This window comes from Dysgonomonas sp. HDW5B (assembly GCF_011299335.1).
Taxonomy (GTDB): domain Bacteria; phylum Bacteroidota; class Bacteroidia; order Bacteroidales; family Dysgonomonadaceae; genus Dysgonomonas_A.
Map to the genome: position 1 here is coordinate 2,400,969 of NZ_CP049858.1, position 26,131 is coordinate 2,427,099.

General features: G+C 35.5%; 27 protein-coding genes. 9 read left to right on the forward strand and 18 right to left on the reverse strand.

The window, feature by feature from the left end:
• Positions 1–64: 64 nt before the first annotated feature.
• Together G7051_RS09845 and purB are read right to left on the reverse strand one after the other, a co-directional pair.
• Positions 65–1,279: a pseudouridine synthase gene (locus G7051_RS09845; RefSeq protein WP_166114474.1), complete on the reverse strand. Its 1,215-nt coding sequence runs from the start codon at positions 1,277–1,279 to the stop codon at positions 65–67.
• 63 nt (positions 1,280–1,342) lie between these two features.
• Positions 1,343–2,686, reverse strand: a complete 1,344-nt coding sequence (gene purB, locus G7051_RS09850; RefSeq protein ID WP_166199933.1) for an adenylosuccinate lyase — start codon at positions 2,684–2,686, stop codon at positions 1,343–1,345.
• 355 nt (positions 2,687–3,041) lie between these two features.
• Between purB and G7051_RS09855 the strand changes: the two genes are divergently transcribed.
• Positions 3,042–3,641, forward strand: coding sequence for a ribonuclease HII (locus G7051_RS09855; RefSeq protein WP_166199935.1), 600 nt, complete (start codon positions 3,042–3,044; stop codon positions 3,639–3,641).
• Here G7051_RS09855 and G7051_RS09860 read toward each other — a convergent pair.
• The 6 genes from G7051_RS09860 to G7051_RS09885 all read right to left on the reverse strand — a co-directional run bounded on the left by G7051_RS09860 (position 3,638) and on the right by G7051_RS09885 (position 8,965).
• The gene (locus tag G7051_RS09860; protein WP_166199937.1) at positions 3,638–4,207 is read right to left on the reverse strand and encodes a DUF4468 domain-containing protein; all 570 of its coding nucleotides are present in this window, start codon (positions 4,205–4,207) and stop codon (positions 3,638–3,640) included. The two genes, G7051_RS09855 and G7051_RS09860, sit on opposite strands and share 4 nt — an antisense overlap.
• 180 nt (positions 4,208–4,387) lie before the next feature.
• Positions 4,388–5,536: a 1-acyl-sn-glycerol-3-phosphate acyltransferase gene (locus tag G7051_RS09865; protein WP_166117688.1), complete on the reverse strand. Its 1,149-nt coding sequence runs from the start codon at positions 5,534–5,536 to the stop codon at positions 4,388–4,390.
• On the reverse strand, positions 5,536–6,525 hold the full coding sequence (locus tag G7051_RS09870; RefSeq protein ID WP_166199939.1) for a D-alanine--D-alanine ligase: 990 nt from the start codon (positions 6,523–6,525) through the stop codon (positions 5,536–5,538). Before G7051_RS09870 ends, G7051_RS09865 begins: the two co-directional genes overlap by 1 nt.
• Positions 6,526–6,670: 145 nt before the next feature.
• Entirely contained in the window at positions 6,671–7,732 is a 1,062-nt protein-coding gene (locus tag G7051_RS09875) for an RluA family pseudouridine synthase (protein ID WP_166114489.1), read from the reverse strand.
• Positions 7,729–8,352 carry a PASTA domain-containing protein gene (locus G7051_RS09880; protein WP_166199941.1) on the reverse strand — a complete coding sequence of 208 codons (624 nt, stop codon included), beginning with the start codon at positions 8,350–8,352 and terminating at the stop codon, positions 7,729–7,731. Before G7051_RS09880 ends, G7051_RS09875 begins: the two co-directional genes overlap by 4 nt.
• 148 nt (positions 8,353–8,500) lie before the next feature.
• On the reverse strand, positions 8,501–8,965 hold the full coding sequence (locus tag G7051_RS09885; protein WP_050709723.1) for an Lrp/AsnC family transcriptional regulator: 465 nt from the start codon (positions 8,963–8,965) through the stop codon (positions 8,501–8,503).
• A gap of 376 nt (positions 8,966–9,341) precedes the next feature.
• Here G7051_RS09885 and G7051_RS09890 point away from each other — a divergent pair, with 376 nt between their 5' ends.
• Positions 9,342–11,114 (forward strand): hypothetical protein, encoded by a 1,773-nt coding sequence (locus tag G7051_RS09890; protein ID WP_166199943.1) that lies wholly within the window; start codon positions 9,342–9,344, stop codon positions 11,112–11,114.
• 16 nt (positions 11,115–11,130) lie between these two features.
• Entirely contained in the window at positions 11,131–11,871 is a 741-nt protein-coding gene (locus G7051_RS09895; RefSeq protein ID WP_166199945.1) for a BT1926 family outer membrane beta-barrel protein, read from the forward strand.
• A 74-nt stretch (positions 11,872–11,945) separates the two neighbouring features.
• On the opposite strand, the gene G7051_RS09900 is transcribed toward G7051_RS09895, so the two are convergent.
• Entirely contained in the window at positions 11,946–12,950 is a 1,005-nt protein-coding gene (locus tag G7051_RS09900) for an FKBP-type peptidyl-prolyl cis-trans isomerase (protein WP_166114501.1), read from the reverse strand.
• Positions 12,951–12,977: 27 nt separating this feature from the next.
• The gene (locus G7051_RS09905) at positions 12,978–13,562 is read right to left on the reverse strand and encodes an FKBP-type peptidyl-prolyl cis-trans isomerase (RefSeq protein ID WP_166199947.1); all 585 of its coding nucleotides are present in this window, start codon (positions 13,560–13,562) and stop codon (positions 12,978–12,980) included.
• A 165-nt stretch (positions 13,563–13,727) separates the two neighbouring features.
• Between G7051_RS09905 and G7051_RS09910 the strand changes: the two genes are divergently transcribed.
• Positions 13,728–14,438, forward strand: a complete 711-nt coding sequence (locus G7051_RS09910; RefSeq protein WP_166199949.1) for an NAD-dependent deacylase — start codon at positions 13,728–13,730, stop codon at positions 14,436–14,438.
• 21 nt (positions 14,439–14,459) lie between these two features.
• Here the strand turns inward: G7051_RS09910 and G7051_RS09915 are convergent, their stop codons facing one another.
• The 8 genes from G7051_RS09915 to G7051_RS09950 form a co-directional block, all read right to left on the reverse strand.
• Positions 14,460–14,699 (reverse strand): DUF4834 family protein, encoded by a 240-nt coding sequence (locus G7051_RS09915; RefSeq protein ID WP_166199951.1) that lies wholly within the window; start codon positions 14,697–14,699, stop codon positions 14,460–14,462.
• Positions 14,700–14,927: 228 nt separating this feature from the next.
• Positions 14,928–15,653 carry a phosphatidylcholine/phosphatidylserine synthase gene (locus tag G7051_RS09920; RefSeq protein WP_166199953.1) on the reverse strand — a complete coding sequence of 242 codons (726 nt, stop codon included), beginning with the start codon at positions 15,651–15,653 and terminating at the stop codon, positions 14,928–14,930.
• Complete coding sequence (locus G7051_RS09925) at positions 15,650–16,324, reverse strand: phosphatidylserine decarboxylase family protein (RefSeq protein WP_166114513.1); 675 nt, start codon at positions 16,322–16,324, stop codon at positions 15,650–15,652. The genes G7051_RS09920 and G7051_RS09925 overlap by 4 nt, the downstream gene beginning before the upstream one ends.
• Before the next feature lie 145 nt (positions 16,325–16,469).
• A complete protein-coding gene (locus G7051_RS09930) occupies positions 16,470–17,405 on the reverse strand; it encodes a ribose-phosphate pyrophosphokinase (RefSeq protein ID WP_166117690.1) in 936 nt (311 codons plus the stop codon).
• A gap of 257 nt (positions 17,406–17,662) precedes the next feature.
• Positions 17,663–18,448 (reverse strand): patatin-like phospholipase family protein, encoded by a 786-nt coding sequence (locus tag G7051_RS09935; protein WP_166199955.1) that lies wholly within the window; start codon positions 18,446–18,448, stop codon positions 17,663–17,665.
• A gap of 135 nt (positions 18,449–18,583) precedes the next feature.
• Positions 18,584–19,072 (reverse strand): CvpA family protein, encoded by a 489-nt coding sequence (locus G7051_RS09940; protein ID WP_166114519.1) that lies wholly within the window; start codon positions 19,070–19,072, stop codon positions 18,584–18,586.
• A gap of 199 nt (positions 19,073–19,271) precedes the next feature.
• Positions 19,272–19,424 carry a 50S ribosomal protein L34 gene (gene rpmH / locus G7051_RS09945; protein WP_050709734.1) on the reverse strand — a complete coding sequence of 51 codons (153 nt, stop codon included), beginning with the start codon at positions 19,422–19,424 and terminating at the stop codon, positions 19,272–19,274.
• A 187-nt stretch (positions 19,425–19,611) separates the two neighbouring features.
• Positions 19,612–21,324 carry a SulP family inorganic anion transporter gene (locus tag G7051_RS09950; protein WP_166199957.1) on the reverse strand — a complete coding sequence of 571 codons (1,713 nt, stop codon included), beginning with the start codon at positions 21,322–21,324 and terminating at the stop codon, positions 19,612–19,614.
• A 333-nt stretch (positions 21,325–21,657) separates the two neighbouring features.
• Here G7051_RS09950 and G7051_RS09955 point away from each other — a divergent pair, with 333 nt between their 5' ends.
• The 5 genes from G7051_RS09955 to G7051_RS09975 all read left to right on the forward strand — a co-directional run bounded on the left by G7051_RS09955 (position 21,658) and on the right by G7051_RS09975 (position 26,045).
• The gene (locus tag G7051_RS09955; protein ID WP_166199959.1) at positions 21,658–22,317 is read left to right on the forward strand and encodes a DUF5715 family protein; all 660 of its coding nucleotides are present in this window, start codon (positions 21,658–21,660) and stop codon (positions 22,315–22,317) included.
• Between the two features lie 11 nt (positions 22,318–22,328).
• Positions 22,329–23,078: a tRNA pseudouridine(38-40) synthase TruA gene (truA, locus tag G7051_RS09960; RefSeq protein ID WP_166199961.1), complete on the forward strand. Its 750-nt coding sequence runs from the start codon at positions 22,329–22,331 to the stop codon at positions 23,076–23,078.
• A gap of 125 nt (positions 23,079–23,203) precedes the next feature.
• Positions 23,204–24,343: a Na+/H+ antiporter NhaA gene (gene nhaA / locus G7051_RS09965; protein WP_166199963.1), complete on the forward strand. Its 1,140-nt coding sequence runs from the start codon at positions 23,204–23,206 to the stop codon at positions 24,341–24,343.
• A 42-nt stretch (positions 24,344–24,385) separates the two neighbouring features.
• Positions 24,386–25,285 (forward strand): EamA family transporter, encoded by a 900-nt coding sequence (locus G7051_RS09970; RefSeq protein WP_166199965.1) that lies wholly within the window; start codon positions 24,386–24,388, stop codon positions 25,283–25,285.
• A 130-nt stretch (positions 25,286–25,415) separates the two neighbouring features.
• Positions 25,416–26,045, forward strand: a complete 630-nt coding sequence (locus G7051_RS09975) for a DUF3256 family protein (protein WP_166199967.1) — start codon at positions 25,416–25,418, stop codon at positions 26,043–26,045.
• Positions 26,046–26,131 lie beyond the last annotated feature (86 nt).

The following is a 26,131-nucleotide window of genomic DNA, read 5'->3' on the forward strand; positions in this document are numbered from 1 at the left end:
TATAGCCATCTCTGTCATTATACGTGCAAAAGCAGCAAATAGGTGTATCACCTTATAATTTTATTTATTCGAATGCACCCATGCGAAGCATGTTTACTTCAGATTCAGTTAAATATCTCCATCTGCCACGAGTAACATTTTTCTTGGTAAGACCAGCAAAATATACACGATCTAATTTTAATACCTGATATCCTAACTTTTCGAATATGCGACGTACAATACGATTTCTTCCTGAATGGATTTCGATTCCTACTTCGTCAAGAACGTCTTCTCCAACGTAAGCAATTGAATCGGCATGAATTTCACCATCATCAAGCATAATACCATCGGCAATGGCTTGCATATCTTCAATAGCTACTTCTCTATCCAGTTTTACTTGGTAAATTTTCTTCTTTACATACTTAGGATGCATTAGCTTAGAAGCTAAATCTCCATCATTAGTAAGCAATAGTACACCGGTAGTGTTTCTATCTAAACGACCTACGGGATAGATACGCTCAGGACAAGCTCCTTTTACTAAGTCCATAACAGTCTTTCTGTTTTGAGGATCGTCTGAGGTTGTAACCGTATTTTTCGGTTTGTTTAGGAGTACATATACTTTACTTTCTAAACGTACCGGTTTGTCTTGGAAAGTTACACTGTCACCTCTTTTTACCTTAGCTCCCAGTTCCGAAATAAGTTCTCCATTAACTCTTACTACTCCGGCTGTGATGAATGAATCGGCTTCGCGTCGAGAACATACACCTGCATTGGCCAAGTATTTATTTAGACGGATTGGAGTTTCAGGATCTAGATTTTCTTTGTACTTAACAGGTTTAAATAGCTGTTTAGGTCCTTTACTTCTGTTTTGATCACTACCTCCCGATCTTTGATCTCTGTCATAAGGTCGGCGATTATTATCGCGTGATTGATTGTTGGGGCGATACGAACCTCCGCCACGTCTGTCATCGGAATTGTAATTGCTGCGTCTTTCTCCTGAATTGTAATTACTGCGTCTGTCGTCATTGTTATAACTACGTCTGTCATCAGAGTTGTAGTTGCTACGCCTGTCATCAGAATAATTACTTCTTCTTTCCCCCGAATTGTAATTGCTGCGTCTGTCGTCATTGTTATAGTTACTACGTCTGTCATCAGAGTTATTATCTCTGTTGATCACCGGGCGAGTATCTCCTACGCGAGGACGTTTTTTCTTCGCTTCACTCTGATTGTTCTTGTTGAGAGACGGCTTATTTGATGATGAGTAACCGTCTCGGCTTTCATTATCTCTGTCTGTAATCATCTGTAATAAGATTTAAATTTTAATAAATCAATTAATTATAATAACCTCGCGGCTATATTTGGGTTATACTCCAGTATATGTATGAGGCGTTATTTTTCTCAGCTCATCTTTTATATCTTCACTAACAGATAATCCGTTAATAAAATTAGATATGGATTGCATTGTAATTGCTTCGTTGGTACGAGTCAATTCTTTTAGCGCTTCGTAAGGTTTTGGATAACCTTCGCGACGTAATATCGTTTGTATTCCTTCGGCTACTACAGCCCAGTTTTTTTCAAGATCGTTATCTAAAGCATCTTTGTTTAAAAGTAATTTGCCTAATCCTTTTAATGTACTCTGAAGTGAAATGATTATATGTCCGATAGGAACTCCTACATTTCTTAGTACTGTAGAGTCAGTAAGATCTCTCTGTAAACGCGAGATGGGTAGTTTTGCGGACAAATGTTCCAATATTGCATTTGCTATACCTAAATTACCTTCGGCGTTTTCAAAATCAATAGGATTTACTTTATGAGGCATGGCTGATGAGCCGATTTCTCCTGCTTTAATTCTTTGTTTAAAGTATTCCATTGATATGTATTGCCAAAAGTCACGATTCAAATCAATTATGATTGTATTTATACGTTTCAATCCGTCAAAGATTGCAGCCATATTATCATAATTAGATATTTGTGTTGTGTACTCTTCTCTTACTAAGCCTAATTTATCAGATACAAATTTCGAGCCAAACTCTCTCCAATTATATTGAGGATAAGCTACTGTATGTGCATTGTAGTTACCTGTTGCTCCTCCGAATTTAGCAGAAAAAGGAATTGATTTTAATAAATCGACCTGATTTTTAAGACGGCTTACAAAAACCATAACTTCTTTCCCTAATCGGGTGGGAGATGCCGGTTGTCCGTGAGTCTTAGCTAACATCGATACCTCTTGCCATTCATCGGCTTTGCTTTGTAATAGATTAATCAATTCTTCTAATAGAGGATAATACGTATTATCCAATGCCTCTTTCAACGAAAGCGGGATAGATGTGTTGTTTATATCCTGAGAAGTAAGCCCGAAATGAATAAACTCTTTGTATTCGTCTAAATGCAGAAGATCAAATTTTTCTTTTATGAAATATTCTACAGCTTTTACATCATGGTTAGTGATACTCTCGATGTCTTTGATATGAGTTGCATCTTCTTCAGAGAAATTTGTAACTATTTTTCTTAATTCAGGAAAAATACTATGACTAACATCTTTTAATTGGGGTAATGGAAGTTCGCATAATGCGATAAAGTATTCCACTTCAACTAATACACGGTATTTGATCAGTGCATATTCCGAGAAATAATTAGCTAATTCTTCGGTTTTGCTACGATAACGACCATCAATAGGACTAATGGCTGTTAGGGTATCTAATTTCATGATGGTTATTTGGGTTTAATTGTGTGATAACTCCTTTTTGATCTTCCTGAATACCTTACAAAGGTAATTATTAAATCAATTATCTGTAGTCATTTAGAAGAAAAAAATAGGATAAAATATATCATAATTGGTGAAAATACGATAATATGCTTATTTTTGATGAATATGTTTTATCATGTATTTGATGCCATATTATTAATTAAGTTCGCAGAGTTATTTATTACTTTGTCAATTAAAACAGCGATAAATAGTTCTGTACTCAAAATACGCCATTAAATTTTTCTTTACTTATAATAACTTTTTATCTCTTTACTCTTTCTCTAAAGGTAAGGTTTTAAGATTCAATATATTCAAGATGCTTCAATTGTTTTTAAATTCAGATGTTATAGAAGCCGGCTGTGATGAAGCCGGACGTGGATGTTTAGCAGGCCCTGTATTTGCGGCGGCAGTTGTGCTTCCTCCCGATTTTAATTGCGAATTACTAAATGATTCGAAACAACTTAAAGAAAAAACAAGATACGATCTAAGAATCATTATCGAAGAGCAGGCTCTGGCGTGGGCTGTCGGGATAGTTTCTCATACCGAAATAGACCAGATAAATATCTTAAATGCTTCTTTCTTAGCTATGCATAGGGCTGTTTCGGATTTAAAGATAGTGCCGGAACATTTGCTGATTGATGGAAATCGATTCAAAAAATATGAGAATACACCTCATACTTGCATCGTAAAAGGGGATGCTAAATTTCTGTCCATTGCTGCTGCATCTGTATTGGCTAAAACCTATCGAGATGATTTTATGATGCAATTAAATGACGAGTATCCTCAATATGGTTGGAGTCAGAATAAAGGCTATCCCACAGCAAAGCATCGACTTGCTATTGAACAATATGGGGTAACCCCTTACCACCGTTTGACTTTTAATTTGACAAATAAGCAGCTTAGTTTCGATTTTTAGATTCCTGATTTTAATGCAGTTTCCAAACTGTCGGCTAATTCATTTAAGAAGTAGAATGTACTCCTTTGGATATTTATTCTAAGCTCTTGTTGTGGTCCCGAAACCAATGCCGATTGTGTTATAGTATCTTCTGCTTTCACATTTTTCTTGGTGTTATGCAATTTATAGGTAATTCCTTTAACTTCGAAGACACATTTACCATTCAAAATGAAGGTGTTGAGATGATAAGTCATTATAACTTTCTCTCTAACTTTATTTTCATTCTCTGGAAGAAGAAGCTCTATTCTTGACTTTACAATTATTTCTTTATTCGTGTTGTCGTATCTTATGTTGGAAATTAGAGGATCCGAAGCATAACGTTCCTTAGCCCATTCTTTAACAATCTGGAAGCTTTTATTAGGATCAGCATTGTTAAGCGATATTTCTTTCATTAATACTACTTGGTTGTCAAATAGGGGAGCATATGTGAATTTATTATTTTGAAGTAAATCCTGTGCAAAACTATTACCTGATAGTAGTGTAAAAAGAAATACGAAGCAGATTGTTATACTTTTTAGTCTAGTCATAATGTTTACTTGTTGAGTAATAATGAATTTTTATTATCCATGTTTTTGTAACTGCAAATGGATTTTAAACTCTAAAAAACAGATGGAATTACAAATAAGTTTGTGCTGTTCTTACAAATTTATGAAAAATAAAGTAGTTTAGATATGCTTTGTGTATTAAAAAAGAAAAAGGGAGAATAATTATTCTCCCTTTGCTATTAGATAGTTTTTTAATGTATTGGAGTACATTTCCAGAATCTTGGTTCTCAAGAATGGTATGTCTTTATTTTCGAGTTTAATTTTGTCAATTTGTTTTGCCAGATATTCTTTAAAATCGGCTTCTTGTTGATCTGTATAATACTCTTTATATTGGTTTGAATTTACCAATAGATCATTTGCGATGTAATTGCAAGGATAAAATTCGTAATTCAAATGAATTTCACGATCAATGATTCGAGCAACTGCTGATGTGCGCTCTTTCTTATCCAGTGAATCTATAGAGCCTAATTTATCATTGATTTCTTTTCCGAATCTGAAATGTATTTTCCCCTTAAAGCCTAGTAATCCGATCTCCATATTCCGAAGGTCGTCTATCTGTGCTTTCTTGTATTCAGGATTATCCCTTTTCAGTTGAAATTCCATCGCTTTCAAGTAGTCACAAGGATCATATTCGTAAGAAATTGATAAAGGTAGTATATTCAAGCTTTTGATTCTCTCCGTAAATCCACCTGACGGTGCAGATAATGCAAGCATTTTCAATACACTTTCTTGAGTTCTGTCATTAGAATCCTTGGCTCTGCCTTCTCTCTGAGCTAGCCAAACAGATTCTTTTTTATTGTTGATTACATAATGAATGTATTCAGACATGTGTGAAGATACTTCAAGCATTTGTCGAACAGAAACACCTCTTTTTACTAAAAAACTTTTATTGAGACGAACCAGCTTCTCGATCCAAGGATGGATAAGCAAGTTGTCACCTATTGCAATTTCAGTAGTTGCCAAGCCTTTTTCGTTGCGTAGGATGTTTAATAATCCCGCATCTAAAATTATATCCCGGTGATTAGATATAATTAAATGAGAGTTCTCATCTATGTTTTCCCATCCCGAACTGGTTATTCCTGATGATGTTTTATTTGCCAATGCCCATACTGTAGGGGCGATCATTTTTGATTGGAAATCAAACTTTGTATTGTACTTCAGCATTTCTGAAGAAAATTCATCCCAGTTTATATCAGGGATTATATACTTTACAGCATACATAAAGCCAGGGTCGACTAGTAACTCTTGGATAGCTTGCTTTACATCTTTGTCTTCTAAAGGGGCTATATCAACGAATTTATTATCGCTCATCATAAACTTTTTTGTATTTTTTGATATTCACATTCAATTATTTCGGTTAAGACATCAGTCATGCTTAAGCCGGCAGCCTTAACCTGTTGGGGTATAAAACTTGTAGTGGTCATTCCGGGTGTTGTATTTACTTCTAATAGATAAGGTGTATTGTCTGATATTATAAAGTCAGCTCTAATAATTCCTTTCGCTCCTACAAGATCGTATATCTTTGAAGTGAGCTGTTGAATTTCTAATGTTTTCTCCTCAGAAAGATCCGCAGGTGTTATTTCTTCAACTTCTCCCATGTATTTGGCATTGTAATCGAAAAATTCATTCTTCGTGATTACTTCTGTTATCGGAAAAACAACTTCATGGTCGCTTGTTTTATAACATCCGCAAGTAACTTCTCTTCCGCTAATAAAGCTTTCGATAATTACATCCGATGCTTCAGAAAAAGCAAAATCTATTGCTTCTTGCATTTTATCTATTCCCTTCACTTTGGTTGTTGCAAAACTAGAACCACCGGTGTTCGGTTTAATAAATATAGGGAACTTAAGAGCTTCGGCAATAGCATTAATGTCGTATTTTGAATCTTTGCTTAGATATACTGACTTGGCAACATTTAGTCCGAAGTTTTTCAGGAAATTATTGCATACAAACTTGTTGAAAGTTAAAGCCGAAGCCATCCAGTCGCAAGAAGAGTAGGGGATGTTCAGCATGTCAAAATAGCCTTGCAAACGTCCGTCTTCTCCGGGAGTGCCATGTATAGTTATGTAAGCAAAATCAATTTTTATTTTGGCAGAACCGAAAGATATACTGAAATCGTTTTTGTCAACAATATATTCTTTCCCTTCAATTTCTGCTGTCCAACCCTTTTTGTCTATCTTAACTTTGTAGACATTATAACGGTTTTTGTCTAAGAACGAGTATATACCGTTCATGCTTTTTTCGGATACTACAATTTCAGAAGAATATCCTCCCCATATAATTGCAACATTTTTATTCATGGCAAGCGTTACTTATAAAATGTAGGGTCTCGGACCCTTTTATTAGTTTATAAAACTATAACATCTGCTGATAATTATAGTTTTTAATACGACATTTAATGCTTCTTTTTTATTTGATATCTTCCGATGTCCTTGGTTCTCAGAGTCAAACATCTCGATTTGATATATATCCTCTCCATTTTTCAATCATAAGAGTCATATCTTCAGGTAATGATGATTCAAATAGCATCTCCTCACCTGTGCGGGGATGAATAAATCCTAGGGTTTTGGCATGTAGTGCTTGGCGTGAGCATAAATTGAAACAGTTTTGAACAAACTGTTTGTATTTTGTGAACGCAGTACCCTTTAATATAATGTTACCTCCATATCGCTCATCATTAAATAAAGTATGCCCGATATGTTTCATATGAACACGTATCTGATGGGTGCGACCTGTTTCGAGGCGACACTTAACTAGGGTAACATAGCCCAATCTTTCCAGCACTTCGTAGTTGGTAACGGCAGGTTTGCCTAATTCTGGATCTTCAAAAACACTCATTTGTAGTCTGTCTCTGACATTTCTTCCAATGTTACCTTCGATACGACCCGAATCTTTTTCGATTGCCCCCCATACTAATGCGATATATTCGCGTTTGGTGCTTTTGTCAAAAAATTGTTTTGATAAATGAGTTTTCGCCTCCGGGTTTTTAGCGATTACCAATAGACCCGACGTGTCTTTGTCTATACGATGTACCAAACCCAAACGAGGGTCTTTGGAATCGTACCCTGCTGTATCTTTCAAGTGATAAGCTATTGCATTGACTAAGGTTCCGGTATAGTTACCATGCCCTGGGTGTACAACTAATCCCGCTTGTTTATTGATAACCATTAGATCTTGATCCTCGTATACTATCTCTAGAGGGATATCTTCCGGAATTATTTCAATCTCGCGGCGCGGACGATCCATAACTATGGTTACGATATCGTTAGGCTTCACTTTGTAGTTCGATTTTACGGCAACGCCATTGACTAAAATACAATTTACATCTGCTGCACTTTGTATTCTGTTTCGCGAAATTCCGTCTATACGTGTTGTGATGAATTTGTCAACACGTAACAGTCCTTGTCCTTTATCGGCTACAAACCGATAATGTTCAAATAATTCGGACGAGTTTTGTTCTTGATCCCCTTCGAGGAGATCGTCTATATCTTCAAGCTGATTAATCATTCGCTGAATGTTTCACTTCCTTCAATTTGTAAACTGTCGGCAGAAGTGTCGTTTGCATTGCCATTTCCTACTTTCAATGTAACAGTGGAGCCTTTAGGTATTCTCTGCCCGCCTTTAAGGGGAGAACCGTTATATTCAACGCCATATACTAAGTCTTGAAATTCAGATGGAACAGAAACTATATTTATTTGAGTTATTCCTAAAGCATTAAGAAGCGTTTCTGCTTGCCTCAAAGAGGCATCTTCCAGATCGGGTATAGCAACCAGAGGTTCGTTCTTAGCTTGTATAGTGAGGTAGATTGTTCGACCTTGTTTTACGCTCGATTTACCACTCGGGATTTGTTCCAGAATAGCTCCGGGAACACCATCCTTTTGGAATATGGAATCAACGACTTCATATCTGAGGTTTTTTGCTGAAATCATAGCAGCAGCATCTTCCACCTGTAGTCCTTTGAGATCAGGCACTTCTATTGCTTCGTTGTGGCGCGTGTATTGATTGACGAAAAAAAGTGTAATGCCAATAAGAATAATGGCAATGATTACCATTGCTGCAATATTTCTTATATATGTATTATTTATTATTTTTTTCAGAAAACTGTCTGTTTGTTTATCTTTTCCCATTCTATGTATAAAATCACTTATTCCGAACTGCAAAAGTATTAAAAAAAAGAGATCTAAGTTATAGCTTTTGGTTTTTTTTAGTAAACCAAAAGGATAATCTATCATTGTAGATTATCCTTTTAGTCATATCTAAATATATATGTATATATTATTCAGGTTTTGTGATAGGAATTTGACGTTTTACTCCTTGACTCAAAGAAATCATAGTTTCGGTTGCAACAACACCAGGTATTTCCTGTATTTTGTTGTTTAGCAATTCCATTAAATGCTCATTGTCTTTTGCATATAGCTTTACCAATATAGTATAAGGTCCTGTTGTGAAATGAGATTCTACCACTTCAGGTATTTTATCTAATTCAGGTATTACGGTTTTATACATCGAGCCTTTTTCTAATTTTACTCCAATGTATGTGCAGGTGTTATAGCCTAAAACTTTTGGGTTAATAATATAGCCTGATCCAACGATAACTTTCATTTCGATCATTCTTTGTACGCGTTGATGTATAGCAGCTCTTGATACACCACATTCTAGAGCAACATCTTTGAATGGAATTCTTGCATTCTGCGAAATAATTTCGAGAATCTTTTTGTCAAGTTTATCAATTTTTTCCATATTCTTTCTTTTTATTCTATTTATGTGTCAAATATAGTGGTATTTTTTTATCTATGTATTTTTTCTTGATAAAAAGTACCTCTTTACCTAACAAATTATTTAAAATAATACTGATTCTTATCTTGTATAATGTTAGCACTATACGAAGTGATAGATATAACTTAGAATATAGTACTGTTATTTCTCATCTTTTTCTTTATTTGATGTCTGTTGTTTTGGAATATTGATATTTTAATATATTTTTGCGCTCGATTTAACAGAATGAAGGATATTTTAAGAAAAATATTAGGATATTTGTATTTTACCTTAATGCAATAATTAGTTTCTGATAATTACACTTACTTACATTCTAAACACTAAAAAACAAATTAATTCAATGAAAAAAATTAAGATCTATGTTTCAGTACTTATGGTACTGGGTGCTTCGTTCGCCTTTACTTCATGTGTAGATGATAGCGAGTCGTCGAGTGTGAAAGAGGTACGCGAAGCCTATGCTAACCAGTTAAAAGCTCAGGCCGAATTATCCAAAGCTCAAATTGAAGCAAGTAAGATTAAAGCAGAAGCCGAAGCTCTTTTGATTCAAGCTCAAATTGATCAGGTAAAGAGTCAGACAAAGTTAAATGATGCCAACGCAGCTTTATTAATTGCTCAGACAGATGTTGAAAAGAAAAAAGCCGAGGCTGATCAATTAGTTGCAGCCGAAGAATTGAAAAGCATACAGGCTCGTGTTAAGCTTGAGCTCGAGGAGTACAAGTATAAGCTTGAGCAAGTTCAGATTGTAGCAGAGATCGAAATGCTAAAACTTCAAGCCGAATTGGATAAATCTAAGAATCAGCAAGACGAAGTTTTAAATAAAGCAATCAATGATTATAAGGTATATATCGGAGAAGTAAATTCGCTGAAAAAGTCATTAGCCAAAGCTGAATTGGATTTAGTATATCAAAAAGCGATTCTATCTGATTTGAAGACTGCAGCAGAGTCAAATACGGAAAGCAGTATTCGTCTTTATAATAATTGGATTATAAATACTGAATCACAAATTGCAAATGATAAAAAACTTATAGCTTCGTGGAATCAGATATTGACTAATATTGATGCTACTAAGTTAGAGAAAGAAATAGCAGAAAAAACAAAACAATATCAAGCTCTCTTAATTACTCAGGCCACTGTATATAAAAATTATACAACTGCTCGTGCCACATTTGAGAATGGAGCAAAAAAAGATCTTTTAGACTTTCAGTATTTGTTGGGAAAGTATTATACAGGGAATGCTATGCCTAATAATATGACTTATTATTCTTTGACTGAAATAAATACAACAATAGCCGAAGAAACAAAAAAGACCTCTAGTTATCAAGCTTTATTGGATGCAAATAATATAGCTATAAATAAATTAAAGGCTCAGACAGAGTCGTTGTATGTTGCAAGAAATAAAACTAAAATAGAGTCTGATAATCTTTATACTGCTTATGAAGTAGCTCGTGATTTGTATTATAATAATTCGACTTCTGAGAATTATAATAAAATGAATGCTGCTTACGAAAAATATAGAATAGCAAATTCAGCTTACGACTCTGCCTATAATGCTTATTATAAGAATCAGAACTCAATTAGCAATTTAGAATATCAGAATTCAGATTTAAGCAGTTCTTTAAATTATGTAGCAAATGCATTGGCAAAGGCTAACAGGCAGAAGGCTGCATATGCTGGAGATGCTAATAAAGCAAAGGTATTGGCTGATGCTTATACTGCTGCGGAGAAAATTTATAATGCGGCGTATACTGTATATGTAAATAATGACAATGAAGTTCGTAGTATGTCTGATTACTTACAGCAGTTAAATACTATATATTATAGTGGAGATTTAATTTATCCCGGAGGTAATAGTGGTATTTGGACAAGCTCAATTGAGCAAGTGAAAAAAAGAATAAATGAACTTGAAAGCAGAGTTTTGGATTCAGAAGCTGGCTTAGCTCAATATAAACGAGATATAACTAATGCAAAAGAATTGAATAAACGAGCAATTGCACAATTGGATCAAAATATCAAAAATGCAGAAGCTGAGATTGCTGCTTTAAAAACTCTATTGCCTGTTGCTGAAAAACAAGCCAGCGATGCTAAAGCAATTGTTGATGCACGTATGAAATAAATAAAAACAGAAGTTAATGATAAAAAGATTTAGTTCTATTATATTTCTATCTATGCTGGTGTGTGGTACATCGGTAGCTCAGGATGATGCAGGTTTAGGACCGCAAAAAGGCGATGTAATGCTTTCCGTTAATTTTGGAGTAGGTTCTTATATCGGTATGTCGGCACCAAAACCTAATTTGTCGGAATATACACTATCTGCACCTATGTCGGGATGGTTCGATAAGAAACCGATTCTTGATGTAGAAGCTAAATGGTTTGTATCCAAAGATTGGGCATTAAAACTTTCCGGAGGTTTTACTTATAGTAATAATCCCGGATATAGTGAGGTTGTGGGTACAGGAAGCACCGAACCCGGTTTTGTGCCAACATATAAAGCAGTTCCTAATAGCGACAATATTCAATATGCCATTGGATTAGGAGCTAACCGCTATTATGAATCGATGAGCAATCGATTGTTTTTCTATTTTGGAGGCGAAACAGGCTTTGCTTATGGTAGAGTAACAGCTAAAGCTGATAGCGAAGAGTATATGGGGGCTTCTATAGCCGAGGCTTACGCTTTTCGTCTGGCTCCTGTATGCGGATTTGATTACTTCTTTGATCAACTGTTATTTGTAGGTGTGGATGTACGTCCGGTATCTTATCAATATACAGTATACAAAGAACGTCCTCAAGCCGGACTCGGAAATTTGTCTTCAGATAATCATACCATCTCGTTTATTTCTCAACCAATGATTAAGCTAGGTATCAAATTCTGAAAAGAGGACCTATAAATAATAAAAAGAGCCGAATCATTTGATTCGGCTCTTTTTTATGAAATTGATCGAAAGGATTATTTTTCGATGCTAACTAATTCGATATCGAATATAAGTGTTGAAAATGGAGCAATATTACCAGCTTGTTGTGCACCATAAGCTAGGTCATAAGGAATATATAGAGTCCATTTAGAACCGGCAGGCATTAATTGAAGAGCCTCTGTCCATCCTTTGATTACTTGACCAACGCCAAATACAACAGGATCTTTTCCTTCGTTAGTTTCAAATACAGTACCATCAATTAAAGATCCTTTGTAGAATACTTTAACGCGATCGCTGGCAGTTGGAATTGCACCTGTACCTTGTTTGATAACTTTGTATTGAAGACCGCTAGGAAGTGTTACAACACCTTCTTTAGTTTTGTTTTCTTCAAGGAATTTATTAGCAGCTTCGATTTGTGCTCCGTTTTGTTTTTTAAGTTCTTCTTCTTGCTTAGCTTGAGCTTTAGCTTGTGAAGCCATCATTTTAGCTTGAACTATTTCTGTTGCATTTTCTACAGATAGTTTTTCGTGTTTCAAAGAGTTAAGTAGACCTGCAAGTAAAGCAGCTTTATTAACTTGTGCAGAATCCAATACTTGATTTTGGAAATTTTCTGTCATTTGTTTCAATTGACCACCCACTTGAAGACCGTTGAAATATGCATCTTGATCTTTGTTTGTGCTGTTGAAGCTTTCGTTCAAACCTTTGATAAATTGAGCAAGATTTTTAGTATTTGCTTTGTTCAATGAGTCAATTTTTGAAACTAATGCTTTTTCAAGTTGAGCTTTTTTAGCTGGATCAGTTTCAGCAGCTATACGTTGACCTTCTACAGCTTTAAACATAGCTGTGTCTTGAATAACTCCTAGTTGAGATAGGTATTGGTTTAATCCACCTTCAGATAATTGAACTCCGTATGCATAAGAAAGAGTATCAACCTCAGTCTTTAGGTTCGCATTAGGAGTGCCGGCGCCTCCTTGACAAGAAACAGCCATTGTTCCAATAGCAGCAATTGCACTAAGTGCAAGGATTTGAAATTTTTTCATTTAAAAAAATAATTATTTTATTATTAATTATACAATATCCAATACTTCGACTTCAAACACTAATGTAGAATTAGGTTCGATAGATTGTCCCGCTCCTGCTTTTCCGTATGCAAGGTTTGATGGAATAAATAGTTTCCATTTTGAGCCTACTGGCATTAATTGAAGAGCTTCAACCCATCCCTGGATTACTTGATTCACACCAAAGGTAGCAGGTGTACCACGTTGCACGCTACTGTCAAATACTGTACCATCGATAAGTGTTCCATGATAGTGGCATTTAACTTGATCTGTAGCTAAAGGTAACTTACCTTCTCCTTTTGTAATGATTTCGTATTGCAATCCGCTGGGGAGAGTAACTACTTCAGGACGTTTTTTGTTGATTTCTAAAAATTCTTGACCTGCTTTTTCGTTAATGTCAAGTTTCTCAGCTTGTAAGTTTGTAAAGTAATCATTGATAACGCTCTTTGCTTCATCGTAGCTCATCGATGGTTGATTATCGTTCAATACATCTTCTAAAGCTTTAGCGAATACATTGATGTCGATTTTCTTGATACCTGAGCTTGAAAAATTGTTTCCAATACTTAACCCTAGAGCGTAACTTATTTTATCCATTGCTTTTCTATTATTCGGGATTTTCCTTTTATTAATACCCTACGTTGATTTCTGATTTATAATCTTGCAAAAATAACTCTTTTAGCGATATTTTATCTAACTTTCATGCTTGAAAATCAAAGATCTTGGTGATTTATTTGTTAAATCTTATAAAAAATATTTGAAGTGAAAAATATTGTTGTTTTAACCGGGGCCGGAATGAGTGCCGAAAGTGGAATTGCAACCTTTAGAGATTCAGGAGGATTATGGGCTCAATACCGGGTAGAGGATGTAGCAACGCCCGAAGGGTTCAGGCGAAATCCTCAATTGGTATTGGATTTTTATAATAAAAGAAGACGAGAATCACTTTCTGCTAAACCGAATGAAGGACATCTTGGATTAGCAGAGATGGAAAAAGAGTATAATGTGCAGATTATTACTCAGAATGTGGATAATCTACATGAAAAGGCCGGTAGTTCTTCTGTCATACACCTTCATGGTGAATTGATGAAGGCACGCTCATCGATTAATGCGAATAAGATTTATCTTTTAGACTCTGATAATCCTGATATAAAAATAGATGATGTGTGTGAAGATGGTTCACCTCTTCGTCCTCATATTGTTTGGTTTGGCGAGGCTGTACCTCTGATGGAAAAAGCGGAAGAGATGGTTAGGCAAGCTGACGCTTTGGTGGTTATTGGAACATCGTTGAATGTATACCCTGCTGCAGGACTAATTAATTATGTACATGACGGAACACCTATTTATATAATAGATCCGAATGAAGTTGCCGTATCGAGAGGTAAGATAAACTTTATAAGAAAAGGAGCTTCCGAAGGTGTTGTTGAATTAAAACGCTTATTGAAAGAAGAATTTAATAAGAAATCAAAAGTGTAGTACCTTAATTGTATCTGTTTATTATTTTACTTCTTCGTAATCAATGTATTCACCTTCTTCTTTACTGAATATTTTTTGATGGTTGCTATCGTTATCTGCGTGTTGACTCTGTTGATCTTCGTATCTGTTATTGGTTGATCTTCCATGATGAGAACTGCTTGTCTGTTTAGTGAATAAACGAACAAATTTCAATACAAAAGCTCCGATCAAGCCTATGATTGCAAAGAATATTACTAATATAAATAATAAGAAGCTACCCATTTAATTAAAATAAATAATGTGCGAATATTTATTCCTCTGTTTTGGATCTTATAACCAAATTTGAGTCTATGAATGTAAATATACAAGGAATACCTATTCGAAAAAAAGCTTTTTCGAAAAATTAACGACTGCAAAGTGCTTCTAACTAACAGTAAGATTTACTACATCTCTAGAGGTAGCCTATAATGGATTGTTCTAAACCAGAGAAAAGAAGTCTTGAACTTTAATTTATTTTGCTAATTTGGCTGTGATGGCAGATAGTATAATGTAGAATATGATTCCGGCTGAAATACCGAGTACCCCCCAATAAAATATAGCTATAATCATAAAAAGTATAAGGAGATATCTAAGTTCATTTCCTTTTAATTTCAAACTCTTTATTTTTAGCGAAAACATGGGTATTTCTGCTGTTAATAAGAGTGAGAATATAATAACCAGAACGATTATTGGATAAAAGCTGAAAAGTTGAGTGAACTCATCTTTGGTACTGATTCCATAGCATAAACTAATCCAAAATAATGCATTCGCCGGAGTAGGCAATCCTATGAAAGAGGTGGTTTGTCGCTCATCAATATTAAAGTTGGCAAGTCGTAAAGCCGAAAATATAACTAAAAGAAAACTTATATAAGGAATTAATTCTTTTACATAATAAGATTCGGTGGATGATACATAAATGGTTGACCCTAATATATTATTATCTGATAGCAGTCTGAAAACAACCAGTGCCGGAGCCAGTCCAAAGCTGACCATATCAGCCAGAGAATCTAAATCTTTTCCTATCGGAGAATAAGCTTTCAGCATCCGAGCCGAAAAACCATCGAAAAAATCAAATATAGCTGCAATTATAACCCATATAACCACCCATAGGTAATTACCATTGAATGCCATAACACAGGCTATACAGCCTGAAAGTACATTCATTGATGTTAGTATATTGGGAATATGTTTTTTCATGCCTTGTTTTGATAAGGAAGTTCGCCTATTACAGTTTGGTTACCCGTCACTTTTTCGTCCAGAGTTACGTTGATCTTTGTATTAAGCGGTAAAAACAGGTCTACACGTGATCCGAGTTTGATAAAGCCCATATGTTCGTCAATATGTGCTTCATATCCTTCGTCGGGATAGGTTACAATACGTTTAGCCATAGCACCTGCTATCTGGCGCATAAGTATCTCTGTACCGTCTTCTCTTCTTATAACAACCGTAGAGCGTTCATTCTCTGTGCTCGATTTTGGTAGATAAGCCGCCTGAAAGCGTCCATTATGATGTTTTTTCAATATCACTTTTCCATTTACCGGATACCAGTTTGCATGTACATTTAATGGTGACATAAAGACTGATACTTGTAATCTTTTTTCTTTGAAATATTCGGGTTCGAAAACTTCTTCTATAGCCACAACTTTACCATCAGCAGGAGAAACGATAGAATTGATCATGTCTCCGGTGAAACGACGGTATGGACTTCTGTAAAAGTTCAGAACAATAAGAAAAAATGCGAATGATGCACCTAGTATTAAAAAGGTGAATGCATTCTTTCCAAAAAAGTAAACCAGACTACCATTGAGTACCAATAGTATACATATCAGTATTGCTAATTCACTACGCCCTTCGTGATGGACCTTCATTCCTGTAATATTTTGTTATTATTTACTTTTTAACAAGCAAAAATATTCTTATTTAGCGACACTGCAAAATAATATGTATTTTTTCAAAAATAAAGATCGGGTTCTGCATTGTCTTACCGAACCCGATCTTATTATATGTGTTTATTTACAATACATACAATGAGCTGATAGACTCATTGTTACATACTCTTCTGATTGAATCGGCGAATACATCAGCAACAGAAAGAACTGTAACTTTTTCGCACTTTTTAGAATAAGGTATGCTGTCTGTAAATATGATTTCTGTTAGGGCTGATTGATCTACACGTTCAGAAGCGGGGTCAGACATAACTGCATGACTGGCAATAGCTCTTACAGAACGTGCTCCATGTTTTTGCATCAAGTCTGCAGCTTTTGTTATAGTGCCTGCTGTGTCAACAATGTCATCAACAAGCAGTACATCCATACCCTCTACATCACCAATGATTTGCATTTCTGAAATTTCGTTTGCTTTTTTACGAAGTTTGTAACAGATAACCATCGGTACGCCAAAGTATTTTGCATATGAGCTGGCACGTTTGGTTCCGCCGACATCGGGAGTTGCTATTACAAGATTTTCACGGTCTAAAGTTTTTATGTAGTCCGAGAAAATAGCAGAAGCATATAGGTGGTCTACCGGTACATCAAAGAAACCTTGAATCTGATCGGCATGTAAGTCCATTGTAATAAGACGGTTGATTCCCGCAGCACTCAGCATATCAGCAATAAGTTTAGCACCTATAGATACACGAGGTTTATCTTTGCGGTCTTGTCTTGCCCATCCGAAGTAAGGAATAACTGCAACAATAGAACGAGCAGATGCTCTTTTAGCTGCATCCACCATTAATAATAGCTCCATCAGGTTATCTGATGACGGAAAAGTCGATTGGATCAGGAATACCTGACGACCTCTGATTGACTCTTCGTATGATACTGAAAATTCGCCGTCGGCGAAGCGTTCGATATTCATATTGCCGAGTGGACAGCCTAAACTATTACAGATTTTTTCAGCTAAGTAACGAGATTTGGTTCCCGAGAAGATTTTGAATGGTATCTGTTCCATTTGTTCCATTGATGAGTTTTTTTATTGTAATTGTAGATTTATCGAGTGCAAATTTATAAAACTATTTGTTAAGAAATGAATATCAGTACATAAATTATCCCATTAAGACCTAATGCCTTTTCATTATTTAGGTAAATGTAAGTTTATCCGATATTTATATGGGAATAATCAAGATGTAAGATCGAATATATTCTTTTAAGAATAGAAACTGGCAGTTAAGTTATAATCTCAGACTATCATATCAGAATTTATATATTTTAGAACAAATCTTTATACTTTTCTTTTTTTAATTCCTCTATCGCGATGTCATAACCCACATTGAATATTTCTTTGGTATGCTCTAAAGTAAACATAGCATAGGATGATAATCGGTCGGGCTCAATTAGTATATCGCACAGTTTTCGATCGGCTAAAGAATTAGATACCGATATATAGTGGAATGATCTTTCGGCGATGTACAGTAATGAATTTTTATATTTTAATTTTGTGAGGGGAGCTACGTTTACACCTATTACGGTTTCGCAATCGAACCGAATGGGGGTAACCGGGAAATTCTTGAATAGACCTCCATCAACATAGTGCACCTTTTCTATTTCCACAGGAGTGAAAACAATAGGGTAGGCGCATGATGCTGTTATTGCCGGAATGAGAGGACCTTTATCGAATACCACACTTGTTCCATTGGCAATATCGGTAGCTACAACTTTTAAAGGAGTTTTCAACTCTTCAAATGTACGTGCTTTAAGATGTGTCTTCAAGAATTGTTTGAATCTGTCGGCCTTGAAAATTCCTGTATGAGGGATGGTTAGTTCGGCAAATTCTTTGAATGCTTTTTTGTGGAAAAACGAAAGTATTTCATCCGGACTATTACCGTCTGCATACAATACTCCGGCAAAAGCTCCTGCGCTGGTGCCTGATATTATCGAGGGGTGAATGTTATGTTCTTCTAATGCTTTAAGTACACCTAAATGGGCGAATCCTTTTGCTCCACCACCACTCAGGGCTAATCCTAATTTATATCTGTAAGTGTCGGTTGTGCTCATAAAAAGTATCTGGGTTCACCGGTAAAAGTACAACATTAAAACTAAATAGTGGGCTAACATCGGATAATATAAAGTCCCGGGCCTTTTTATCGCTTTGGTGTAAAGGGAGCCTTTGATTCACCTAAAGATAAAAGATTAATCGAGACTGAATTTGAGAAACGGAACCAGTTTGGGTGCGAAAGGCTGTATATACTTATAACTAGCTGATCCGTTTTGAATTTTAGGTGCTATCAACTGATGGTGCTCATCTGCTTGCACAATAAGATTAATGACGATACTTATCGCAAACAACCATTTGGTAAGACATAGGGCTATTCCTGCTAATTTATTTAGTGTGCCCATTTTTACAGTCTTGAGTATTTCTTCCATCATAGTACCTAATAAATAGAAGCATACTATAATTATAAGAAAGGTAAGGGCGTATGACAGCGGCGGAGCCATATATGGAGGTATCTGCTTTATATGTTGTACATAGGGGAGTATCAGGACTGATAGCTTTCCGGATAGTATAGCTCCTACTATAAGACCGGCAAGTGTAGATAATTGTTTTACTAAACCTGTTTTATATCCTTTTATGACACAATATACTATTACTATGAAAATGCAAATATCGAACCAATTCATTAATTGAAATTAAGTAAATAATGAAATCTGTATATGTTGTAGTAGGTATTGAATGTAACTTGACTCAGTCGTGATAACTTGTCGTATTTATACTAGCCAATATTACAAATAGGTCTAGACCTTATACGACAAAAGTAAGAATTAAAAAATTAATTCCTACTTTTATTTATACAGAAGACTAAATGAATAGTCTATTCAATTATTTTGCAGCTTCGTCAGATACAGTTAATTTACCTCTACCTTTTGCTCTGCGAGAAGCTAATACTCTACGACCGTTAGCTGTCGCCATTCTTGAGCGGAATCCGTGTTTGTTTATTCTCTTTCTTCTAGAGGGTTGAAAAGTTCTTTTCATTGCTATATTATATTATTCGTTATTGTTTCTGATCGAATTTGGCTTGCAAAAGTAGATAGTTTATTTTAAATATACAAGTATATCTTTATTTTAAGTACCCTAAAATAGTTATTTCTATATTTTTTGATTTAAGTGTAATTGCTTTTTTTATGACACTTTCTCAAACGGGTAATAAGCCATGTGGTTATTAGTCCTGTATTTTCTTGTTTAGTATGGCTTGTTCCGCAAGAATTTTTTCGGCTTTGTCCATCGCTGCATTGATATTAGGACAAATATTTTTTTCTCCTAACAGTTCGCAAAAACCAAATTTCTCGAGAGCCTCTCTTACGTTAGGTCTTACTCCTGATAGTATCATTCTTATATGCTCATCTTGAGATTTCTTGCATAAGCTTTCGAGATTGTGCATACCTGTAGAGTCAATAAATGGAACTTTTCGCATTCGTATTATTCTGACTAACGGCTTATCTTCGACAACACGCATACTTTCCTCAAACTTATTGGCTATACCAAAAAAGAAAGGTCCGTCAATTTCATAAACTTCAACACCCTTTGGTATGATAAGGTTATCATCAGAAGAAGCTCCTTCTTTGTCCGATGGATTTAGCTCATCTGTAATTACCGATATTTTGGTAACCTCCATGATGCGCTTCATGAATAGGAATACAGCAAGTAATAAACCGATTTCGATAGCTATTGTAAGGTCGAAAATAACGGTGAGAAGAAAGGTTGTGACTAAAACAATTACATCCGACTTCGAGTTGCGAAGTAATGCTATGAAGGATCTCCATTCGCTCATGTTGTATGATACAACTATAAGTATTGCAGCCAAACAGACCATTGGAATATGCTGTGTCAATCCTCCTAAAAATAATACAACCAATAATAAAAAAGAGGAGTGCACTATACCCGCAATAGGAGTCCGCCCACCATTACTAACGTTGGTCATCGTACGAGCTAAAGCGCCTGTTGCAGGAATACCTCCAAATAGAGGAGCGAAAATATTGGCAACCCCTTGGGCGATTAGTTCCATGTTGGAATTGTTCTTTTCTCCTGTAACACCATCCGCAACATTGGCGGATATAAGAGATTCTATTGATCCTAAGATGGCCAATGTGAAGGCATAAGGAAATAAAGTATTGATTGCTCGTATGCTGAAAGTAATTCCTTCCATATGGGGCAATTCGTTGTTGATGCTAAAGCGGTCTCCAATAGTTTCAACGGAGTTTATTCCCATATAATAGCGTAAGAAATATGCTATAACGGTAATTAAGACAACAGCAATGAGTGAACCCGGTATCTTTTTGGAAACTTTGTGAGAAAAGATAATAATAAGTAGACTTAACACGCCTATGCCTACTGTTATAAAATCGATACTATCTAAATGGTAGATGTATTGTTGCCATTTGCCCAGAAAGTCCGGTGGGATATTTTTAATGTCGAGTCCGAAGAAGTCTTTTATTTGAGTCGAAAATATAGTAACGGCGATACCACTCATATAACCGACAATAATTGGATAGGGAATGTATTTTATTACGACTCCCAGTTTTACAACACCCATTAAAATGAGTATGACACCCGACATTACAGTTGTAATCACCAATCCCTGGAAGCCAAATTGTTCTATGATGTTATATACGATAACAATAAATGCACCCGTCGGTCCTCCGATTTGTACGGTGCTACCTCCCAAGAGCGAAATAATAAATCCCGCAATGATGGCTGTATAAAGTCCTTTCTCAGGGCTTACTCCTGAGGCAATACCAAATGCAATAGCGAGAGGGAGAGCAACAATACCGACAATTAAACCGGCCATGAGGTCGGCCATAAATTTTTCCTTATTATAACCTTTTAAGGAATCAATAATTTGGGGTCTGAATGTTTTTAAAAAATCCGTGTTCATAGCTTCTTTTCATAACCTTTAATTCTGATTCTGCAAAGGTATGAAATGATTTCGGCTTTACACCATAATTAAAAATCCATTTGTTTTAACATCACAGGTTAATCCTAAAATGGTTTATTTTCCTTAATTTTGTAATTCTATAAACTTTCCTTGGTAAATAAGTAAAAGAAAATATTTAATGATACATTTTATGAGCATAGCTATTTATCACTGTTTTGTTTGCCAAAACAATAAATAGTTCTGCGAAATATTTATATTATATACGATACCATAGTTGTGTTTATACTTAATTGAAATAACAAATTGGGTTTGAGACCTTTTTATTGAATATTGATGAATTTTCGTATTTTATTATTTTTATCGGTTTTAGTTCTTTCTTTCGAATCATGTAAAGGAGAGAAAGAAGAGTCGTCTTTAGATAATGTAGAACCTAAAGTATATACCCGATTTAGGGGCGCATATAAGTCGTTTAATGATATGCCCGAATTGCATTTGGAGGCTGCTCAACGAAAAGGAATTCTCCCGATGACCGAAAGAGGCGATACAGCTAAGTTTCTGAGTCAAATGGTTAGATTGCCTATGGAGTTGGATTTATATAAAATCGACAAGCTGACACATTCGGTTCCTTATTTAGTAACTGATGGGTCGAAGTTGTTGGTTCAGATCAGTTCTAATTTCAGAGACTCACTTATAAGCAAAAAGTTGCCGGTCTATAAATTAGTTGTAACTAGTGTAACCCGCAGTTTGGATGATGTTGCTTCTCTAACAAAACGAAACGGAAACGCTAGTCATAACTCGGCACATTGTTATGGTACAACTTTTGACATTTCGTGGAAGAGATTTCAGAAAAGAGGACCTGAGGGAACAAATGATGTTAGTACAGATCGCCTGAAACTTATACTCGGAGAAGTATTACACGATCTAAGGCAGAGAGACTTGTGTTATGTTGTACATGAGAAAAAACAAGCATGTTTTCATATAACAGTTCGATGAAAGAGTGAGGAATGAATAGATATTTCATGTGTTTGGCTTATAATGGAGCGAATTATTGTGGATGGCAAATCCAACCTAATGGGCTTTCCATACAGGAAGTGTTAGAAAAATCATTGGCTACATTGTTGCGTGTACCTACACCTATTGTTGGTGCAGGGCGTACGGATGCCGGAGTACATGCCCGCCAAATGATGGCTCACTTTGAAGCTGATGTGCAGGATATTGTATTGCTTACAAATAAATTGAACCGAATCCTACCTAACGATATAGTTATATATAAAATAGTACGCGTAAAAGAAGATGCTCATGCTCGGTTTGATGCCACTTCCCGTTTGTACAGATATTATCTGACCACTCAAAAAGACCCGTTTATGTACCCTTATAAATATAAGGTGCATGGGAATATAGATGTTGAAATGATGAATAAGTGTAGTCAGGTTTTGTTTGAATACATCGATTTTACCAGTTTTAGTAAATTGCATACCGATGTTAAAACGAATGATTGTAAAATAACATGCGCCCAATGGAAACAGGAAGGACAGGATTATATATTTACAATACAAGCAAACCGTTTTTTGCGGAATATGGTTCGTGCTATTGTTGGAACACTCCTTGAAGCAGGGAGAGGAAAGCTTGATGAGGCAGGAATGAGACGAATCATAGAGGCTAAAGATCGAAATGTAGCCGGCTTTTCTGTTCCCGGAAATGCCCTGTTTTTAGAAGAAATAGATTACCCCGATCACATTTTTGTGATGGATTAATAATAAGGTTTTGATCTTAATTTAAGTTCGGAGAACTATTTGAGTCACCTTCGCTCTTCGATTGTTTATTGTTGCTTTGACAAGTTGAAAAGCAATAGGTAGTTATGATTTAATGTATAAATATTATGTGTAATAAACTATTGAAAAAGATTATTAACGATGAGAAATCAGGCGGAATTGTGCTGATTTTTTGTACAATAGTTTCTCTAATTATTGCAAATTCGGCATTTAGGGAGGGATACCTTCATTTTTGGAATATTTCGTTGGCAGGGTTAAGCCTCGAATTATGGATCAATGATGGTTTGATGGCGATCTTTTTCCTTATGATTGGTTTGGAGCTAAAGAGAGAGGTGTTTATCGGCGAATTTTCTCGTCCGCGTAATGCTATATTACCTGTCGCAGCAGCACTAGGAGGAATGGTTGTTCCCGTAGCATTTTTTCTTTTATTCAACCTTGGTTTGCCAACCCAATCGGGTTTAGGAATTCCTATGGCTACGGATATTGCTTTTGCATTGGGCGTTTTATCCCTCTTGGGAAAACGGGTGCCGGTATCGTTAAAAGTTTTTCTTATGGCTTTGGCTGTAGTCGATGATTTGGGAGCTATTCTTGTTATCGCTATTTTTTATACTAAAGATTTAATGTTGCTCTATTTGTCAATAGCTTTGGGGATATTTGCTTTTCTTATTGTATTGAACAGATTGAAAGTCTATTCGCTAATTCCTTACTTTATAGGAGGTGCGATCATGTGGTATTTCATGTTATTATCGGGGGTGCATGCTACCATTTCGGGAGTATTGCTGGCAATGGTTATTCCCTTTGCCGGAAGAACCGATGGTCGGTCTCCCTCTTTTGTGGTTATGCATAAGCTGCATCTGCCTGTGACTTTTATAATATTGCCAGTATTTGCCTTGGCAAATACTGCTGTTACTATATCTTCCGATTGGCATACGCTTTTTGCTGAGCCTATATCACTGGGTATTCTGAGTGGTCTGTTGTTGGGCAAACCAATCGGTATTGCATTAGCTTGCCTTATCGTAGTATTGGCGAAATTTTCAAAATTGCCTGTCGGGGTCAATTGGTATAATATGGTTGGAGTCGGATTGCTTGGAGGAATTGGGTTTACCATGTCAATCTTTATTACCTTACTCGCTTTTGATGATCAGCAAGTAATAGATACATCTAAAATTGTAATCCTTACAAGCTCGCTTTTGGCTGGAATTTTGGGTTACGCATGTCTGCATTTGACCTTAAAGAAGTCGAAATAAAGATATTTAAATAATAAATAGGTCTGCGACCTTAAATAAATTATGTGGTTAGGTTTAGCATTTCTTTCGGCTTTCTTTTTAGGTTGTTATGATATAAATAAAAAAATGTCGGTTCATAATAATGCAGTGATACCTGTATTATTCTTGAATACATTTTTTTGTACGTTATTTTTACTGCCATTATATCTTTTATCCCGATTAGATTCTTCATTGGTTGAGAATACAATCTTCTTTGTTCCTACAGTAGATTTCGAAGCTCATCTTTATATAATACTGAAGTCACTTATTGTATTATCTTCTTGGATATTCGGGTATTTTGCTGTTAAGCATCTACCATTAACTATAACGGGACCTATTAATGCCACTCGTCCTGTAATGACTCTTGTCGGAGCGTTACTCATTTTTGGGGAGCGTCTCAATTTTTATCAGTGGATAGGAGTTTTGCTTACTATCGTTTCGTTTTTTCTATTGTCTGCTACGGGAAAAAAAGAAGGTATTAACTTTCGTCAGAATAAATGGATATTTTTCATATTCATTGCAGCTATCCTCGGTGCAGCGAGCGGGCTATATGATAAATATCTGATGCAGCGAATCAGTTCTACATCGGTTCAGTTTTGGTACAACCTTTACCAATGTATAATGATGTTTGTGATACTTATTATATTGTGGTATCCTAAACGAAAGAATACAACAGCCTTTAGCTGGAAGTGGAGTATTATTTTGGTGTCACTTTTTCTGACGATAGCCGATTTTGTTTACTTCTATGCACTGACCGATCCCGATGCTATGATCTCTATTGTATCTATGGTTAGACGTAGTTCTGTAGTTGTATCATTTATCGGAGGAATATTCTTCTTCCATGAAAAAAACTTAAAAGGCAAAGCGATAGATTTGATCTTAATAATAATAGGAATGTTTTTCCTATATTTGGGAACGAAATAAGTAGCTGAAATCTTTAATGATATATTGTATAGGTATAACTGGTTTTAGAACTTATACTTATGAAAGCAATAAATAGAGTTCTACAAGCTTAAAATAGACGGGTCTTAGACCTTAGAAGATTACACAAAAGATGAAAAAAATATTCTTTATACTTTTTTTACTGATTACAGGTTTGGTGCAGGCACAGAATATATCGCCCTTGGTGATTGCTATGCCCGATGATATGTTGATCGGAATTACACTTGATCAACGCAAGTTATTAATTGCACCTGAAAATGATACGACTGATATTTCGGTAGTAAATGCGGTGGGAGATACAGTGAAGCGACTTGGCTTTTCGGAAGACTTCATATCGTTACAAACATCTAAAGTCGGTAATCTACAAGTTAAGCTTCTGCCGTTAGTCAATAATACTCAAATAATAGGAGTGATAACCACTGTTTGTGGTCCTGCATGTGGCAGTCGGATTAATTTCTATACAACAGATTGGCAGCCTTTGGCTCAGTCTGATTTATTTCCGGAGACAAGTAAAGAAAGTTTCATAAAGAATGGAGTTGATCGTAATTCTGAAGCGTTTCTGAACGCCTATGCAACATTGGATATGACTCCGGTTAAGCTTAGTTTTTCAGCAACGGATAGAAATGTATCAGCAGTTTATGATATAAAAAAATATCTGTCTAAGGAAGATTATGAGCAATTATTACCTTTTCTAAAGGAGGTTCCTGTGACTTATACATGGGATAAATTTGTATATAGATAATAAGTAATCGAGAATATTTGATGAAAACATGAAAGATGTAGTTGCCTATTTTTGTTTTGATTATTGAGGCAACAAATAGTTCTGCA

What these genes read in the sequence shown, in the direction of transcription:
- G7051_RS09875 (WP_166114489.1), bottom strand. Translation starts at nt 7,732, where the DNA reads ATGATTAATCAGCTTGAAGATATAGACGATCTCCTCGAAGGGGATCAA.
- G7051_RS09905 (WP_166199947.1), bottom strand. Translation starts at nt 13,562, where the DNA reads ATGGATAAAATAAGTTACGCTCTAGGGTTAAGTATTGGAAACAATTTT.
- G7051_RS09860 (WP_166199937.1), bottom strand. Translation starts at nt 4,207, where the DNA reads ATGACTAGACTAAAAAGTATAACAATCTGCTTCGTATTTCTTTTTACA.
- G7051_RS09870 (WP_166199939.1), bottom strand. Translation starts at nt 6,525, where the DNA reads ATGAATAAAAATGTTGCAATTATATGGGGAGGATATTCTTCTGAAATT.
- G7051_RS09950 (WP_166199957.1), bottom strand. Translation starts at nt 21,324, where the DNA reads ATGAACACGGATTTTTTAAAAACATTCAGACCCCAAATTATTGATTCC.
- G7051_RS09885 (WP_050709723.1), bottom strand. Translation starts at nt 8,965, where the DNA reads ATGGAAAAAATTGATAAACTTGACAAAAAGATTCTCGAAATTATTTCG.
- G7051_RS09955 (WP_166199959.1), top strand. Translation starts at nt 21,658, where the DNA reads ATGAATTTTCGTATTTTATTATTTTTATCGGTTTTAGTTCTTTCTTTC.
- rpmH (WP_050709734.1), bottom strand. Translation starts at nt 19,424, where the DNA reads ATGAAAAGAACTTTTCAACCCTCTAGAAGAAAGAGAATAAACAAACAC.
- G7051_RS09940 (WP_166114519.1), bottom strand. Translation starts at nt 19,072, where the DNA reads ATGAATTGGTTCGATATTTGCATTTTCATAGTAATAGTATATTGTGTC.
- G7051_RS09900 (WP_166114501.1), bottom strand. Translation starts at nt 12,950, where the DNA reads ATGAAAAAATTTCAAATCCTTGCACTTAGTGCAATTGCTGCTATTGGA.
- G7051_RS09895 (WP_166199945.1), top strand. Translation starts at nt 11,131, where the DNA reads ATGATAAAAAGATTTAGTTCTATTATATTTCTATCTATGCTGGTGTGT.
- G7051_RS09865 (WP_166117688.1), bottom strand. Translation starts at nt 5,536, where the DNA reads ATGAGCGATAATAAATTCGTTGATATAGCCCCTTTAGAAGACAAAGAT.
- purB (WP_166199933.1), bottom strand. Translation starts at nt 2,686, where the DNA reads ATGAAATTAGATACCCTAACAGCCATTAGTCCTATTGATGGTCGTTAT.
- G7051_RS09970 (WP_166199965.1), top strand. Translation starts at nt 24,386, where the DNA reads ATGTGGTTAGGTTTAGCATTTCTTTCGGCTTTCTTTTTAGGTTGTTAT.
- G7051_RS09930 (WP_166117690.1), bottom strand. Translation starts at nt 17,405, where the DNA reads ATGGAACAGATACCATTCAAAATCTTCTCGGGAACCAAATCTCGTTAC.
- truA (WP_166199961.1), top strand. Translation starts at nt 22,329, where the DNA reads ATGAATAGATATTTCATGTGTTTGGCTTATAATGGAGCGAATTATTGT.
- G7051_RS09890 (WP_166199943.1), top strand. Translation starts at nt 9,342, where the DNA reads ATGAAAAAAATTAAGATCTATGTTTCAGTACTTATGGTACTGGGTGCT.
- nhaA (WP_166199963.1), top strand. Translation starts at nt 23,204, where the DNA reads ATGTGTAATAAACTATTGAAAAAGATTATTAACGATGAGAAATCAGGC.
- G7051_RS09920 (WP_166199953.1), bottom strand. Translation starts at nt 15,653, where the DNA reads ATGAAAAAACATATTCCCAATATACTAACATCAATGAATGTACTTTCA.
- G7051_RS09845 (WP_166114474.1), bottom strand. Translation starts at nt 1,279, where the DNA reads ATGATTACAGACAGAGATAATGAAAGCCGAGACGGTTACTCATCATCA.
- G7051_RS09975 (WP_166199967.1), top strand. Translation starts at nt 25,416, where the DNA reads ATGAAAAAAATATTCTTTATACTTTTTTTACTGATTACAGGTTTGGTG.
- G7051_RS09935 (WP_166199955.1), bottom strand. Translation starts at nt 18,448, where the DNA reads ATGAGCACAACCGACACTTACAGATATAAATTAGGATTAGCCCTGAGT.
- G7051_RS09855 (WP_166199935.1), top strand. Translation starts at nt 3,042, where the DNA reads ATGCTTCAATTGTTTTTAAATTCAGATGTTATAGAAGCCGGCTGTGAT.
- G7051_RS09880 (WP_166199941.1), bottom strand. Translation starts at nt 8,352, where the DNA reads ATGGGAAAAGATAAACAAACAGACAGTTTTCTGAAAAAAATAATAAAT.
- G7051_RS09915 (WP_166199951.1), bottom strand. Translation starts at nt 14,699, where the DNA reads ATGGGTAGCTTCTTATTATTTATATTAGTAATATTCTTTGCAATCATA.
- G7051_RS09925 (WP_166114513.1), bottom strand. Translation starts at nt 16,324, where the DNA reads ATGAAGGTCCATCACGAAGGGCGTAGTGAATTAGCAATACTGATATGT.